This is a genomic window from Marinobacter sp. LM1 (assembly GCF_042763285.1).
In the GTDB taxonomy this organism is placed as follows: Bacteria; Pseudomonadota; Gammaproteobacteria; order Pseudomonadales; family Oleiphilaceae; genus Marinobacter; species Marinobacter nauticus.
Window position 1 is genome coordinate 4,141,183 of sequence record NZ_CP114373.1, and the last position, 15,004, is coordinate 4,156,186.

Annotated in this window: 17 protein-coding genes; 3 read left to right on the forward strand and 14 right to left on the reverse strand. The window is 58.3% G+C overall.

The features are described 5' to 3' along the window. Positions 1-9: 9 nt before the first annotated feature. The 5 genes from tssG to tssB form a co-directional block, all read right to left on the reverse strand. Positions 10-1,026: a type VI secretion system baseplate subunit TssG gene (tssG, locus tag OZ656_RS19295; RefSeq protein ID WP_014422966.1), complete on the reverse strand. Its 1,017-nt coding sequence runs from the start codon at positions 1,024-1,026 to the stop codon at positions 10-12. Then, a complete protein-coding gene (gene tssF, locus OZ656_RS19300) occupies positions 990-2,762 on the reverse strand; it encodes a type VI secretion system baseplate subunit TssF (RefSeq protein ID WP_199451588.1) in 1,773 nt (590 codons plus the stop codon). The genes tssG and tssF overlap by 37 nt, the downstream gene beginning before the upstream one ends. A gap of 173 nt (positions 2,763-2,935) precedes the next feature. Continuing rightward, complete coding sequence (gene tssE / locus OZ656_RS19305) at positions 2,936-3,373, reverse strand: type VI secretion system baseplate subunit TssE (protein ID WP_199451578.1); 438 nt, start codon at positions 3,371-3,373, stop codon at positions 2,936-2,938. Positions 3,374-3,376: 3 nt separating this feature from the next. Next, a complete protein-coding gene (gene tssC, locus OZ656_RS19310) occupies positions 3,377-4,858 on the reverse strand; it encodes a type VI secretion system contractile sheath large subunit (protein WP_011787136.1) in 1,482 nt (493 codons plus the stop codon). Positions 4,859-4,919: 61 nt separating this feature from the next. Next, positions 4,920-5,417, reverse strand: coding sequence for a type VI secretion system contractile sheath small subunit (gene tssB / locus OZ656_RS19315; protein WP_011787137.1), 498 nt, complete (start codon positions 5,415-5,417; stop codon positions 4,920-4,922). A gap of 272 nt (positions 5,418-5,689) precedes the next feature. Here tssB and OZ656_RS19320 point away from each other — a divergent pair, with 272 nt between their 5' ends. Both OZ656_RS19320 and OZ656_RS19325 read left to right on the forward strand, forming a co-directional pair. Further along, positions 5,690-5,950, forward strand: a complete 261-nt coding sequence (locus tag OZ656_RS19320) for an acyl-CoA-binding protein (RefSeq protein ID WP_011787138.1) — start codon at positions 5,690-5,692, stop codon at positions 5,948-5,950. A gap of 124 nt (positions 5,951-6,074) precedes the next feature. Then, positions 6,075-6,389 carry a site-specific integrase gene (locus OZ656_RS19325; RefSeq protein WP_011787139.1) on the forward strand — a complete coding sequence of 105 codons (315 nt, stop codon included), beginning with the start codon at positions 6,075-6,077 and terminating at the stop codon, positions 6,387-6,389. A 22-nt stretch (positions 6,390-6,411) separates the two neighbouring features. Here OZ656_RS19325 and OZ656_RS19330 read toward each other — a convergent pair whose 3' ends face one another. Beyond that, the gene (locus OZ656_RS19330; protein ID WP_114434973.1) at positions 6,412-6,858 is read right to left on the reverse strand and encodes a hypothetical protein; all 447 of its coding nucleotides are present in this window, start codon (positions 6,856-6,858) and stop codon (positions 6,412-6,414) included. Positions 6,859-6,974: 116 nt separating this feature from the next. After that, positions 6,975-7,490, reverse strand: a complete 516-nt coding sequence (gene greB / locus OZ656_RS19335; protein ID WP_014422972.1) for a transcription elongation factor GreB — start codon at positions 7,488-7,490, stop codon at positions 6,975-6,977. A 281-nt stretch (positions 7,491-7,771) separates the two neighbouring features. On the opposite strand from greB, the gene OZ656_RS19340 reads away from it, so the two are divergent. Beyond that, complete coding sequence (locus tag OZ656_RS19340; protein WP_011787142.1) at positions 7,772-8,053, forward strand: hypothetical protein; 282 nt, start codon at positions 7,772-7,774, stop codon at positions 8,051-8,053. Positions 8,054-8,055: 2 nt separating this feature from the next. Here OZ656_RS19340 and OZ656_RS19345 read toward each other — a convergent pair whose 3' ends face one another. The 7 genes from OZ656_RS19345 to ftsE form a co-directional block, all read right to left on the reverse strand. Continuing rightward, positions 8,056-9,534 carry a HAMP domain-containing sensor histidine kinase gene (locus OZ656_RS19345; protein ID WP_199451581.1) on the reverse strand — a complete coding sequence of 493 codons (1,479 nt, stop codon included), beginning with the start codon at positions 9,532-9,534 and terminating at the stop codon, positions 8,056-8,058. After that, complete coding sequence (locus OZ656_RS19350) at positions 9,521-10,201, reverse strand: response regulator transcription factor (RefSeq protein WP_153741731.1); 681 nt, start codon at positions 10,199-10,201, stop codon at positions 9,521-9,523. Before OZ656_RS19350 ends, OZ656_RS19345 begins: the two co-directional genes overlap by 14 nt. A gap of 103 nt (positions 10,202-10,304) precedes the next feature. Then, positions 10,305-11,084 carry a hydroxypyruvate isomerase gene (gene hyi, locus OZ656_RS19355; protein WP_199451582.1) on the reverse strand — a complete coding sequence of 260 codons (780 nt, stop codon included), beginning with the start codon at positions 11,082-11,084 and terminating at the stop codon, positions 10,305-10,307. A gap of 20 nt (positions 11,085-11,104) precedes the next feature. Beyond that, on the reverse strand, positions 11,105-12,016 hold the full coding sequence (locus OZ656_RS19360) for an NAD(P)-dependent oxidoreductase (protein ID WP_273031604.1): 912 nt from the start codon (positions 12,014-12,016) through the stop codon (positions 11,105-11,107). A gap of 250 nt (positions 12,017-12,266) precedes the next feature. Beyond that, the gene (gene rpoH, locus OZ656_RS19365) at positions 12,267-13,127 is read right to left on the reverse strand and encodes an RNA polymerase sigma factor RpoH (RefSeq protein WP_379944809.1); all 861 of its coding nucleotides are present in this window, start codon (positions 13,125-13,127) and stop codon (positions 12,267-12,269) included. Positions 13,128-13,319: 192 nt separating this feature from the next. Continuing rightward, entirely contained in the window at positions 13,320-14,324 is a 1,005-nt protein-coding gene (ftsX, locus tag OZ656_RS19370) for a permease-like cell division protein FtsX (RefSeq protein WP_286893178.1), read from the reverse strand. Next, complete coding sequence (gene ftsE / locus OZ656_RS19375; protein ID WP_014422980.1) at positions 14,314-14,988, reverse strand: cell division ATP-binding protein FtsE; 675 nt, start codon at positions 14,986-14,988, stop codon at positions 14,314-14,316. The genes ftsX and ftsE overlap by 11 nt, the downstream gene beginning before the upstream one ends. Between the last annotated feature and the right edge of the window lie 16 nt (positions 14,989-15,004).

Here is a 15,004-nt window from a genome sequence, read left to right on the forward strand (position 1 = left end):
CTCCCTGCCCTAACGTCTGATCTGTATCCGCACCGCCGGACGCTCACGGGCCCGGTCCGGTGTTACGAAGGAATTCCAGCCCAGGCGAACATCCTCGCCCAGTTGCATGGGGCGAATATCCTTGGGCCGCATTTGCAGCTCCAGGTCATAGGCCAGCTGCTCCCGGGTAGCGAACTCCACCAGTTTGACCAGGCGCTGGTGATCCCGGCCATTGGGCAGAAAATCCGCAAACCGCTGCCGGGTCAGATTGCGCAACCGGAGAATAAACTTGCCGCTGCGATCCCGGATGCGCGAACCCACCAGCGTATCTTCGCCCAGGGTGGCGTTGGCCCTGCCCAGCGCGGTCTGCTGATCCCGAGCGATGTCCACTTTGCGCAGCACCCACTGTTCGATGCTGACGTCGTCCAGGTCAAAACAGTGGCCGATGATGCCGCTGACCACTTCCGGTGACCGGCTCCGGCCCGCCATCAAGCCGGCATAGGCCAGCATCTTGGACCAGTTCACCGGCGTCGCTTCCCGCAGCCGACTGTCGCCCAAACCGGTCAGGGCAAACACCAGTTCCGAAAAACCGTCGCTGGCCCCGGGCTGGAATCGGATGTAGTAGCGGTATTTGCGCCAGGCCCGATGGAACAGGGTCACCAGCCGGTGATTGAAGAAATCCAGAAAATGCCGACGAACACCGAGATTCTGGCCCGCTTCCCAGGCCAGATCTTCCAGGTAATAACCGGGCAGTGGCGACTGGGAGCCGTGAAGCCCCAGGAAGCTGACTTCCATCTGATAGGGAGCGTGCTCATGCTCCGGCGACAGCGCCGACACCACGTCACTGCCGGGAAACCCCAGGCCGGCCGAGGCCGAGAACCGGATGCGTTCCTGGCGGGGCTCATCGTGACCGCCACGCTCCAGGTCGTCTCCATGGTGCCGGTGAATCAGATCCACCAGCTGAAAAAAACTGTATCGCCGCGCGTTGCCGAGAACGGGTTCCAGCCCGGCTACATCAGCGGCTGCTGACCTTGCTGTAACGTCCATGTGTACCGTTCCTGATTGTCTGTATTCACCACTTCCAGTTGGTGAAACGCATTGATACTCGCGTAAAGCGCAAAAAACTGACTCAACACCGTGCCGAACAGGTAGAGGTCACCTTCACTGGCAAACCCATGCTGGTCCAGCTGCAGCTCTGAGCGGATACCGCGCACCGGCAGCCCGCGAATCATGCGATCAACCGGCTTGGTGGTGATGCCCGTGATACCCGCCAGCCGCTTCTGGGACACCCGCTCAGCCTGTCGGTCGACCAGTGCCCGGAAGTCATACACTCGCAGCACGGTGCGCAGGGCATCCACATCCAGCATCGACAGGTAGTTCAATGACAGGTTGGAGATCAGCGTCCACAACAGGCTGCCATCCAGGGTCGGCCGCAGCGTCGCCGTCGGGCGCGTGATATTGCTGAACGCGGCAAAGGCCGGTGTGCTCTCGGTCGCCATGCACACTTCCCCGACCGCCAGTTGTTGTGGCAACTGGCGATTGGTGCAGGTGAGCGTGAGCGAGACCGCTTCCTGACGATTCAGACATTCGGTTTCATCACCGCGAACAAAGGAAATGTAGTGATCAAAACCATCACCACGCACGCTCTCCCGGGTACGTACCCGGTAGTAAAGGGCGGTGCGGCCGCGATCCCGCTCCACTTCATGCTGGAAACTCTCGAACGCCGTGTAGATGCGCGGCTCACCCCGGCCGGAACGGCCTTCCAGCCAGCCCTCAACCTGCTCGATACTGAACACCTCGTAGTGTTCCGGGCAGCGGCTGGAGGGTGAAATACGGTATTCAGTCTGGCGACCGTTCAGGTCTACGGGCTCGCCTTCGTGGCTGAACAGATTTACCGCGGGGGTGCAGTACAACTGCATGGAGTCCCGGGTTACCCGGGTGTCCGGGGGCAAAATCCGGCTGAAGTGGAAACGCAGACTGATCTCATCAGCCTGCACCGCTGGCAACCGGGATTTCAGGCCGGTGATATCAACAAACCGGAAGGCCTCCGGAAAACTCAGGTACTCCTGGATAATCCGGTAGCCGGCATAAGCATTCTTGGGATAAGGCAGGATCGCCTCGTCTGCCGCAAAGCCAACCGGCTGCAACAGGGATGAAGGCAGACTGACCACACGGTCGCCCACCACCAGCTCCATACGGCTGAGGTAATGGTTCAGCCACAGATACAGAGTCTCTGCCGTGTGGTTGTCGCCCCCCAGGTAAAAGCGCAGATTTTCCAGGCCAATGCCATTCAGTGGCTGGTCCGTATGCAGCGCCAGGTCTACGGTCACGGAGGAAACTTCCCGTGAGTGCTCGGCATTGGCCTCGGCCACACTGATCGGAAAAATATCCACCGCCCGGCAGGTGCGAAACCGGCATTGGGTCTGGCGGCTGGCGTCGCCCAGGGGGCGGCTCTTGATCTCGGTATGACGATCCACAACCTGACGTTCACTGATGGCATGCAGCTGTGGATCAAAACGCATGATGGTGCAGCTGGGCACTGGCCGCAGATAATTGGGCCAGAGCATGTTCAGCAGCGAATGAGTCAGCTCCGGAAACTCGTCCTCAACTTTTTCCCGCAGTTTGCCGGTCAGGAAGGCGAAGCCTTCCAGCAGCCGTTCTACGTCCGGGTCGGTGCTCTGTTCGGATAGAAAGCGGGTGAGCTGCGGGTGGGCTTCGGCAAATTCCCTGCCTTGCAACCGCAGAAAGCTCAACTCATCCCTGTAAAAGCGATTTAACTTCATCGTTACTGCACCACTAGTCTGGCCCCGAGCAAGGGTGTGGTTGGCCTTTCCAAAAGACGCTTCAAGCCCATCCATGGGGCGCTTGAGCTCCGCCATCCATGGCTCCGCACACTTTTGGAAAGGCCAACCACACCCTCGCTCTCATCCTTGCCTGCAGAATACTACCCATGACGCTAGATCACGCGGTAGTACCGCTTATCATCCAAAACCAGGTCTATGGTCGTCCGATCATCGCTTCCTGCAACGTTCAGGTAGACCGTCACCTGGAACTTCAACTGCAACGGGTCCGGGCCCGGTGGCATGGCTACCACATCCACCCGCTTAACCCGCGGCTCAAACTTCTCGATGCACTGACGGATGGCCCCGCGGATCTGGATGCTCAGGTCATGAGTGCCCAGAGTGGCGTCGTTGAAATCCAGCAAGCCAAGATCCGGTGCGCTGCTGCTGTTGCCCGGGTGGGCGTTCAGCAGTCGCACCAGGTGGCGCTTGATGGATTCCACCACATGGGTGAACTCGCCCATGCTCTGGCCCGCGGGAGCGGCAGCCTGTTCAAGCCGTTCAAACAGGCTGCCGGTGTTGCGAACGCCGTCAGTGCCGGTGCCGTCGAACACGGATTAATCCTTGTCCAGTCGGCCAACCAGCGAGAGTTCAAAGTTGGCGCCCATGTATTTGAAGTGCGGACGCACTGCCAGGGAGACCTGGTACCAGCCCGGATCGCCTTCTACATCGGAGACTTCCACTTTCGCGGCACGCAAGGGGCGGCGACTGCGGACGTCTGCAGGCGGGTTTTCCTGGTCGGCCACGTACTGGCGAATCCAGGTGTTCAGTTCCCGCTCCAGATCCTGGCGCTCTTTCCAGGAGCCGATCTGCTCTCGCTGCAGCACCTTGATGTAGTGGGCCAGGCGGTTCACGATCATCATGTACGGCAACTGGGTACCCAACTTGTAGTTGGTTTCCGCTTCCTTGCCTTCCTTGGTGTTCGGGAACTGCTTGGGCTTCTGCACCGAGTTGGCGGAGAAGAACGCGGCGTTATCGCTGCCTTTACGCATGGTCAGGGCGATGAAACCTTCTTCCGCCAGCTCGTATTCGCGACGGTCGGTAATCAGCACCTCAGTCGGAATCTTGGCTTCCAGCTGACCGAAGGACTCGAAGGTGTGCACCGGCAGATCTTCCACCGCACCACCACTCTGGGGACCAATGATGTTCGGGCACCAACGGTACTTGGCGAAGCTCTCGGTCAGGCGTGTGGCCAGCAGGTAGGAGGTATTGCCCCACAGGTAATGCTCGTGGTCACCGGAGACATCTTCCTTGTAGTTGAAGCTGCGCACCGGGTTTTCAGTCGGATCGTAAGGCACCCGCAGCAGGAAGCGCGGTGCGGTCAGGCCCAGGTAACGGGCATCCTCAGATTCCCGCAGGGAACGCCACTTGGCGTATTTCGGCCCTTCAAAAACGGCGCTCAGCTCTTTGATAGCCGGCAGTTCCTGGTAGCTGTCGACGCCGAAGAACGACGGTGCAACCGAGGACAGGAACGGCGCGTGGGACATGGCGCCAACCGACGACACGTACTGCAGCAGCTTCATGTCCGGCGTTGATGGGCTGAAGGCGTAGTTGCCGACAATCGCGCCCACCGGCTCACCACCGAACTGACCATACTCGGCGGCATAAATGTGCTTGTAGAAGCCGGTCTGGGTCACGTCCGGAGCAAATTCGAAATCTTCCAGCAGTTCGGTCTTGGTGGCATGGAGGATATCCACCTTGATGTTCTCGCGGAAATCGGTGCGATCCACCATCAGTTTCAGGCCACGCCAGGACGATTCCAGTTCCTGCAGCTTGGGCGCGTGCAGAATCTCATCCATCTGGGCGCTGATTTTGCGATCCAGCTCGACCACCATCTGGTCGACCAGCGCCTTGTTGACTGGCTGGCCTTTTTCATCGCTCTTCAGCAGGTTGGCAATAAACGTGGCCACCCCTTTACGGGCAACATCGTAGCCTTCATCGGCCGGCGCCATACGGCTGTTAGCCATGACCTGGTCAAGCAGAGAGCCTTCTGCTACGGATTCGGAGGCAGCAGATTGCTGCACAGCAGTATCAGACATACCACATCCCTTCAGTACGTGATTGATAATCGGTGTAGGTTACCGGGTTCCGGTGTTGCGATTACTCGCCGCCGTCGGTGGCCAGCTCAAGTTCAGCCAACAGCTTTTCCCGGGCGTCGTCGTTGTCCAGCAGCTCCTGCAGCTTGGAACGGAACGAAGGCACGTTGCCCAGCGGGCCCTTGAGGGCAACCAGGGCTTCACGCAGCTCAATCAGCTTCTTGAGCTCAGGGACCTGGCGGGCAATGCTGTCCGGAGAAAAGTCTTCTAGCCCCTGGAATTCGAGATTCACGGGGAGGTCGTCGGCACCGTCTTCGAGCTTGTTGGAAACACTGGTGGAAAGCGTCAGACCCGCTTCCTTCATGACAGAACGGAAGTTGTTCTTGTCGACGGAAATGGCCTTACGGTCTTCAATGGGGGTTTCTTCAGCGTGACCCTTGAAATCACCAACCACGAACATCTTCAGTGGTAGTTCGGTTTCGGCCTGCTGATCGCCTGTGGCGGGGACATACTTGATATTGATGCGCTCTTTCGGCGCAACGGAACCGTCTTTGGCAGACATGGCGTGCTCCCTGTGCAAGTCATTTGCAATTGTATCGATCCTTGGTGTCTGCCCTCCTGGCAGACAACGCGTAAAACTGTACACAGGTCACCCAGGGTTCTCAAGCAAAAATTGGCCAGCGATGGCTCAAAATGTGTGCTTGGGCAAACTTTTGCCAGATTGCCAGGGCGACCGGAAAACCGCTATTTCGGTCAATGACGCCAACCAGCCCCGTCGCTATACTGCCGGCATACTTGAATGGAAAAAAACCACCAACACCACGGAGACACAACATGAGTGACCTGAAAGCGAAATTCGAAGAAGCGGTAAACTACATCCAGACCGCGGAAGGCGACTTCAAACCTTCCAACGAGTTGAAACTGGAATTCTATGCCCTTTACAAGCAGGCCACCGAAGGCGATGTCAGCGGCAAGCGTCCGGGCATGATGGATTTTGTTGGCCGGGCCAAGTACGACGCCTGGGAGAAACTCAAGGGCATGTCCAGCGATGACGCCATGCAGCAGTACATCGACAAACTTGAATCCCTGAAGTAACGCCCCTGCCCCGCCGCCACACCGACGGCGGGGCACCGCACCCGCCAGAATTTTGCGCCGTTCAAACGTTTGTCATATGATGCGCGCAACATAACAAAAACAAGCTTTTGAACGAGTAAACACCATGGACATTACTGAGGCCCTGGAGCAATCGCGCCCAGGCATGATTGGCCAGGTACAGGCCGCCATCCGCAAACGCGAACTGAATCAACGCGCCGAGCAAACCTATCTGCACTGGATCAGCCGGTTTGTGCTGTTTCATGATCTGAAGGATCCGGACAATCTGGCCGAAGAGGATCAGAAGCTGTTCCTGACCTATCTGAGTGAAAAGATCCGGGTATCCCGGGCCCGACTGAATCAGGCCAGTCAGGCTCTGAGCTTTTTCTACGAAGATGTGCTCGGCAGGCCCGCTGCTGCAGCGGATTCAGCCGCTGCCTGAGGCCGAGTAGCGGGGCCGATGTTTAACGACCGGTGAGATTGGTATTCAGGGTATCGTAGGTGCGGTTCTCCGGTGGCCGGATCACGTAATTGTTGCCGTGGCTCTGGCCCGGTATCACTTTGGGGTTACTGAAACGGATCTCGACGGGAATCTCGGAACGGCCCAGATCGGTTCGCGGGTCTCTCGGCTGCAGGGCCAGCGGGTCCAGATAGAAATCGTCATCCGTTGCCTGCTGCACCGGTACCCCGGCCGCCGGCGCTGCCAGCCCGCCCTCAATTACGGTATTAGCCAGCTCCTCTTCCGCGACCGAGCGAAACGGAATGGTGTCGATAGTGGAGCGCTCTTCGTACTCAAACGCGGCGTCATCGTCACTCTGGGCATAGGCAGGCAAGGTCGTCAGCAGCATCAACGGCAACGCCAGCAACGCTGCCCCGGCTCGTTTTTCCTCTGTCTGTTTCCTGACATTCATGGTGCTCATCCCAACCCTAGCCGATCATCCATTTGCCCTGACGGGTGACAATATTTGATCAGTCTATCGCCAAAAATGACCCTTTGCCCAGGCAAAAGCCAGTTTTGTGACAGCACTCACTTGTCGTTCGAGGCCATTTGGTAGCGGATATCGGTAATCACCACCTGCTTCCAGCCCTCAGGGGTTCTCACCGATACCTCGTCATCCAGATGCTTGCCAATGAGCGCGCGGGCCAGCGGAGAATTGATACTGAGATAGCCTTTTTCGAGATCGAATTCATCGGCACCCACGATTCGATACTCCTGCTCACTGCCGTCCTCATCCTCGATGGTCACCCAGGCACCAAAGAATACCCGGCTCCGGTCTTCTGGCAGGCGATCCACCACCGAGACCTCATCCAGCCGCTTGCTGAGGAAGCGTACGCGGCGGTCGATTTCCCGAAGCTGCTTCTTGCCATAGATGTACTCGGCATTCTCGGACCGGTCTCCCAGGGCAGCCGCTTCACGTACTGCCTGGGTAACCTCTGGTCTCTTTACTTTCCATAGGAATTGCAGCTCATCCCGGAGCGCCTGCTCACCTTCGGGGGTGATATAGCGCGGCCGGTTGTTGCCTGAAGGCGTCTGGTTGGCCATGGGTGTCCTGGTTCAAGAAACAATGCATTTCGGAAGGGCAAAAAAAACCCCGTGAATCACGGGGTATAAGGCTAGCGCTGTGCTGGAGGGGGAAGCAAGCAGATCATCCGCCCGCTTCCGCATCTACACCCTCTATTCTGCACATTGACCATTACCTGCCTGTGGCCATGCGATTACCTTTTGGCAAGGCATCCGTTCCGCAATCTAGGTTGAACACTCTAGCGCCAAGGATTAGCGTGGCCGACAATGACACCTGATCTTTTCTGCATGGAGATATGCTAATGGATACCAAGAAACTGATGAATCTGGCACTTGAAGGGGTGGATAGCCTGGGTTTCCGGCTGGACCAGCTGGGCATCACCAGCCGCGTCAATCGCCACAATATTGCGGCCTTTCTGATGGCCGAACAGAAGCATCTGGAAGGCGAGTGGGACAGTATTCAGGCCAAGGTGGATCGCCGTCGCTCGCAGTTTGATCATATCAGCCAGCAGGTCGAGTCACGGGCCGACGCGGTACTTGGCCCTGTCCTGAGCCGTATCAACCGCTTTCGCGCCAGCCAGTAATCTCAGGCCGTGCCGGGTTCTGCGGAGGAGCGACCCTCCTCCGTTGAACCACCATTCTCAGACTGTGTGGCCTTGATCCGCTTTTTTACGGCGGTGTACGCTGGCATCCGGACCGTGACGGTCAAGCCCGGCATGTCTTCCCCAGGATGGGTATCACTCAGCAGAATCTGGCCCTGATGAATCTCCGCCACCGCCGACACCAGGCTGAGCCCCAGACCATTGCCGGGTAACGAGCGGCTCTTGCCAACCCGGTAGAAGCGCTGGAAAACCTGGTCTTTCTCATCATCCGGAATACCGATACCGGAATCCTGAACCTCAAACACCGCTCCGCCGCCGTCCCGGCGAACGACCACCTTGATGGCACCATGCTCCGGCGTGTATTTGATGGCGTTGTCGATCAGGTTACTGATCATCTGGAACAGGAGATCCCGGTCTCCCTCAATCCGGACATTTTGCTCAAGTTCCTGAGAGAAACTCTGATCCTTGTCCTCAGACAGGGCCTCGTAGAGTTCACAGGCATCGCTGACCAGTTCATCCAGCGCCACCGCTTTCATGTCGGCCGAGTTGCCCCGGGTCTCCAGCCGGGCGATGCGCAGCAAGGCATTGAAGGTGGCCAGCAGCTGGTCAGCCTCTGCCACAGCCTGCCCGACATGCTCGCGCGCCTCGTCATTGTCGACCGTAATCAGCGTGTTTTCGAGCTGGTTACGCAGTCGCGTCAGTGGAGTGCGAAGATCATGGGCGATGCTGTCGGAAACATGGCGTATGCCTTCCATCAGATACACGATCCGGTCCAGCATCTGGTTCAGGTTTTCGGCCAGTTGATCAAAATCGTCGTCGGTCCCACGGGTCGGAATCCGGAGGGACAGGTGCCCATTCATGATCCGGCGAGAGGTGTTGTTGATCACTTCAATGCGGCGAGTGGTGCTTCGGCTCATCAGGAAGCCACCCAGGAGCGCCAGGGCAAGGGTGATGCCCATACCCCAGTTGATGGCAGTTTCAATCACCCGCTTGAGGTTGGTGAGGTCATCCACATCGCGCCCCACCAGCAAGCGCAAACCACCCTGGACCTCAAAGATCCGGGCCCGGGCCAGGCGCTCGGGGCCCTGCCAGCCAACGGAGGGATTCAGGGTAAAATTGATCCAGCCGCTGTCAGACGAGCGGCTGCCCTCTGGCCAGGTTTCAATATTCCCGGCCAGTTTCAGAAAGTCGTCTGTGGTCAACAGGTAAATGGACTTGGCATTCGGATCCCTGGCCACCCGTTCCCGGATGATGGTGATCAGACCATTTACACCACGACTGCGATACTGCTCCGCCAGGCCGGCGATTTCCGCTTCAATGGTCTCGTCGGTCTGGGCAGTCATGAACCCGGCTGTACGCCAGTAGATAAATGCCAACAGCAGAAACACCGAGGTGGCAAACACCACCATATACAGCAGGGCAAGCTGGAAAGACGATGTTCTGAGCTGACTAAGCAGTTTCACGTAACATGTATCCCGCCCCCCGCACTGTCTGCAGCAGGGGTGTATCGAATTCCTTGTCGATCTTGGCGCGCAGACGGCTGATATGCACGTCGATCACGTTGGTCTGGGGGTCGAAGTGATAGTCCCACACCTTCTCCAGCAGCATGGTACGGGTAACCACCTGCCCGGCATTACGCATCAGGTATTCCAGCAGCCGGAACTCCCGGGGCTGGACATCAATACTCTGGCCGGCGCGTTTTACGGTGCGGGCCAACAGGTCCATCTCCAGATCGGCCACTTTCAGTACGGTCTCGGTCTCGGCGGCCTGACGGTTGCGCCGGATCAGTGACTCGATGCGCGCCAACAGCTCGGTGAAAGAGAACGGCTTGGTCAGGTAGTCATCGCCACCGCCACGCAGCCCTTCGACACGGTCATCGACATCGCCCAGGGCACTGAGAATCAGCACCGGCGTCTGGTTGCCCGTGGCCCTTACCGTCTTGATAATGGAAAGGCCATCCATACCCGGCAACATCCGGTCGACAATCATGATGTCGTATTCTTCACTGGCCGCCATCATCATGCCTTCCTTGCCGTCGGCCGCATGATCCACCACGAAGTCGGATTCCCTCAGTCCCTTTAGCAGATAATTTGCTACATCCCGATCGTCTTCGATTACCAGCGCTTTCACCGGTGCTCCTCCTGATAGCGGAAAACATTAACAACAAGGGTACGAAGAACTCCGGGAACCGGCCAGTTACGATCTTGTAAGAGGGTGTCGCCTATGGCGACGGTCAGTTTGCCTCCGAAAACCAGCCCAGAGACGGCTCTGTCGCCCCGGTGGGCCTGTACTCTGCGCTCACCCAGCCGCCATAACCCAGTCTGTCTATCGCAGAGAAAACATTCGAAAAGTTAATCTCCCCGGTTCCTGGCTGATGCCGGCCCGGATTGTCCGCAAACTGGATATGGCCGATCCAGGGCAGCAGACACTCAATGCCGCGAATCAGGTCCCCTTCCATGATCTGCATGTGATAGAGATCGTATTGCAGGCGCACGTTGTCTGCCTCCACCGCCTCAATCAGCGCCATCACCTTGCCACTGGTATCGAGCATGAAGCCCGGCATGTCCACCCGCGAATTGATGGCTTCCAGACAAAGGGTCAGGCCTGCTTCGGCGAACCGGTCGGCTGCGTACTGCACATTCGCCACCAGGGTCTGCCAGGCCTCTTCCTCGGCAACGGATTCGGGCTTCAAACCCGCCAGGCAGTTGAGCTGCTTGCAGTCCAGCATCCGGGCGTAGTGAATGCCCTGCTCGACACCGGCGCGAAACTCCTCAATGCGATCCGGCAGACAGGCAATGCCTCGCTCCCCTGCTGCCCAGTCGCCGGGCGGCAGGTTGAACAGTACCTGTTCCAGCCCGTTGCTCTGAAGCCGCTCCGCCAGTTGTTCTGCCGGCCACTCATAGGGAAACAGATACTCCACACCATGAAACCCGGCACTTCGGGCCCGGGCGAAACGTTCCAGAAACGGCACTTCGGTAAACAGCATGCTCAGGTTGGCAGCAAAACGGGGCATGGCAGATTTCTCCGGTTAATTCAGTGCTTGGGGCCTCGGCCCAGGGAACCCATCAAGGAACCGTTCAGATGCTCCAGCTCCAGCAACAAGCCGCTGTGATCGACATCGCTGTGGCCATTGGCGACCAGGGCAAGGTATTCATTATGCACCTGCTGGGCCAGCGGCAGGGTCAGATTTTCCGAGCGGGCCTCATCCAGAATCATACGCATATCCTTGAGTTGGATGCGGGCCGGAGCGCCCGGCGCGAAGTCCCGGTCAATCATCCGCTGGCCATGCAGTTCCAGAATCCGGCTGCCGGCAAACCCGCCCATCAGCGCTTCCCGCACGGCGGCCGGATCCGCGCCACCTTTGGCTGCCAGCAACAGCGCCTCCGACACAGCCCCGATGGTGATCCCCACAATCGCCTGATTGGCCAGCTTTGCCAGCTGACCGGCCCCCACCGGCCCGATGCGGGTGCATTTGCCCAGCGCATTGAACACCGGCAAAGCCCGCTCGATATCGGCTTCCGAGCCGCCCGCCATGATACTCAAACGAGCCTCGGCCGCACCCACCGTGCCGCCAGATACCGGTGCATCGACATAACCGGCCCCCTGCTCTGCGGCCAGCTCGGCATGTTCCCGCGCCAGCGAAGGCTGCACCGAACTCATATCGATCACCAGCGCACCCGGCTTCACCGCAGCCATAGCACCCTGCTTCACCAGCACATCATCCACCACCTGGCCATTTTCCAGCATGGCGATCACGATATCGGCCTCCGCCACCGCCTCAGCGGGCGTCCCGGCGATCGTCGCTTCGCTGGCAAAGGGCTCGCATTTGCTGGTGGTGCGATTCCAGAGCGTCATGGAAAAACCGGCGTCCAGCAGGTTACGGGTCATCGGCGTGCCCATCAGGCCGATGCCGAGAAAAGAAATTCGAAGGTTCATATGAGTCATCTTTGTTCTTCCTACACGCACGAGGAATGACGAAGCGCTTGGGAGGGCCTTTCCAAAAATTTGCGGAGCCACGGATGGCGGAGCAGAAGCGCCACAGGGATGTGCCGCAAGGAGCGTTTTTTGGAAAGGCCCTCCCAAGCGCTTCCGCCCCCAAGGCTCAGATAAATATGAGTAGGCGGATTATACAAACAAAAACGCCACCAACCGCGAACGGTGGTGGCGTTTTCAGCTTCCGGGCTGGCAATAAACCTCAGGCGACCTCGGCCATCTGCAACCGGATCTTCTTCATGGCGTTTTTCTCAAGCTGGCGGATCCGCTCAGCGGACACCCCGTACTTGTCGGCCAGCTCATGCAACGTCGACTTGCTCTCCGACAACCAGCGTTCACGCAGAATATCCTGACTTCGCTCGTCCAGCTGCTCCAGCGCCTGCATCAGCCGGCCGTTGGAGTCCTCAGACCAGTCAGCGTTTTCCAGCTGAACCGCCGGATCGCTACGGCGATCTTCCAGGTAATAAGCCGGCGCCTGGTAGGCGTTGTCTTCGTCATCATCCATCGGGCCGTCAAAGGCGGTGTCCTGGGAAGCCAGACGACCTTCCATTTCCCGCACCACGTGCGGCTCGACACCCAGATCATTGGCGACCGCTTTCAACTCATCGTGATTCAGCCATGCCAGCTTCTTCTTCTGGCTGCGCAGATTGAAGAACAGCTTGCGCTGGGCCTTGGTGGTGGCCACTTTCACAATGCGCCAGTTACGCAGAATGAATTCGTGAATCTCCGCCTTGATCCAGTGCACGGCAAACGACACCAGACGCACGCCATACTCAGGATTAAACCGCTTGACGGCCTTCATCAGGCCAACGTTGCCTTCCTGGATCAGGTCGGCCTGGGCCAGGCCGTAGCCAGAATAGCTGCGAGCAATGTGAATCACAAAGCGCAGGTGCGACAGCACCAACTGACGCGCGGCCTCAACATCGCCATGGTAGTGCAGCCGTTCTGCCAGTTCCCGCTCTTCATCAACGGAGAGAACAGGAATGCGACTCGCCGCCTGGATATACGACTCGAGATTCGCACCCGGAACCAGTCTGTCAACCAGCTGTAAACTCGTACCCATGCATTAACCTCCGAACCTGACAGCCTTTAAATATAGCAACTCAATATGAGACCGCCAAGAACTCAATTAGTTCCCGAACTTCCCAGTAAAACGTTAAAAATCATACATCTGGAAAGATCGCCTTTGCTTTTCTACAAATCAAACTACGTCAGAAAAGACTCTTTTTTCAATACGGTTTTCCCGCGATCCGGATCAGCCTCCAGCAATATCGCCCGGCTCTATGTCATCCAGATGACGCCTCACCGCAACCCAGGCGCCCAGCCAGCCTAACAGCATCGCTACGATTATCAATGCCAACGCGCCATCGAACCCCGGCCCCTGCAAGGTAAACTCACTGCGATACAGCCCGGCAAGACGCTCGATCGGGCCGCTTAACCACCAGAGCGACACCTGAATCAGTAACCACGCCACCAGGCCACCCCCGAGCCCGAACCAGGCGCCGGTGTAAAGAAACGGGCGACGAACGAAAGCATCGGTTCCGCCCACCAGTTTTGCCACGAGGATTTCATCCCGCCGGTTCTCGATGGCCAGACGTACCGTGTTACCAATCACCAGGATAACCGCAGCCCCCAACAACAAAGCCAGCGCCCAGACGGCGCGGGCAAGGATGTCGGTCATTGCGTTCAGGCGTTGCAGCCAGCCCAGGTCGACCTGGACTTGATCGATACCGTTCATATTCTCGACAAACGTCACCAGTGCCTGAACACCCTCTGCCGAGCGAGCGCTGTCTTCGGGTGTAATCAACAGCGTATGCGGCAAAGGATTCTCTTCCAGGAAATCCAGAGCTTCGTCGAGCCCGGAACTGGCACGAAAATCGGCCAGGGCCTGGTCACGCTCGACCAGCTGAACCGATACCACTCGCCCATCGCTTTCAATGTCCGCGGCCATATCCCGGGCTTCCTCCGCCGGCAGGTCCATCGCCAGATAGGCGGTAATCCTGGCCGTGCTCTCCCAGCCCGCACTCACACCCTGCAGGCTGGTCAACAGCAACAGCAGGGCAACCGGCAAGGCCAGAGCTACCCCCATCACTGTCCAGGTCATGGCGCTGGCTACCGGGGTTTTCCACATTCTCTGGATAGAATCCCGGGCTACTTTCCGGTGGTGGCCCAGATAACTCCGGGCCTGATCACTCAACAGTGATCGCGAACGGTTAGCGCCCCGGCGATTATCCGGCTTCTGGCGAGAGTCAGTGGCCACTCACACCTCCGCCAGCAACCAGTTGGCCCTGATTCAGAGTCAGCGTACGTCGATTCATTTCATTAATCAGAGCAATATCGTGGGTTGCCACAAGTACCGTTACCCCAACCTGACTGAACTGGGTAAACAACCGCATGATGTCTGCAGACAATTCGGGATCCAGGTTACCGGTCGGCTCGTCCGCCAGCAGTACGGGTGGTTTGTTTACCACCGCACGAGCAATACCGACCCGCTGCTGCTCACCCCCGGATAACTGCATGGGGTTCATCTTTTCCTTTTTCAGCAAACCAACCTTGTCCAGTGCCGCCCGCACGCGCCGGCCGGTGTCTTCCGGCGAGGCCCCCATCACCTCCAATGGCATGGCCACATTGTCGAACACCGTGCGGTCGAACAACAGCTGGTGATTCTGGAACACCACACCGATATGACGCCGGATGTAAGGAATCTGTCGGCGGGGCAGGCTATTCAGTTTCTGCCCCCCCACGATCACCTCACCCGCTGTCGGGCGCTCCATCACCATGATCAGTTTCAGAAGGGTACTCTTGCCCGCGCCGGAATGACCGGTCAGAAACGCCAGCTCACCACGATCCAGGTGAAAGTTCACAGCCCTGAGTGCGGTGTGATCACTGTCGTAGCGTTTGGTTACCTGGCGGAACTCAATCATCGGGGCAGCTACTCCG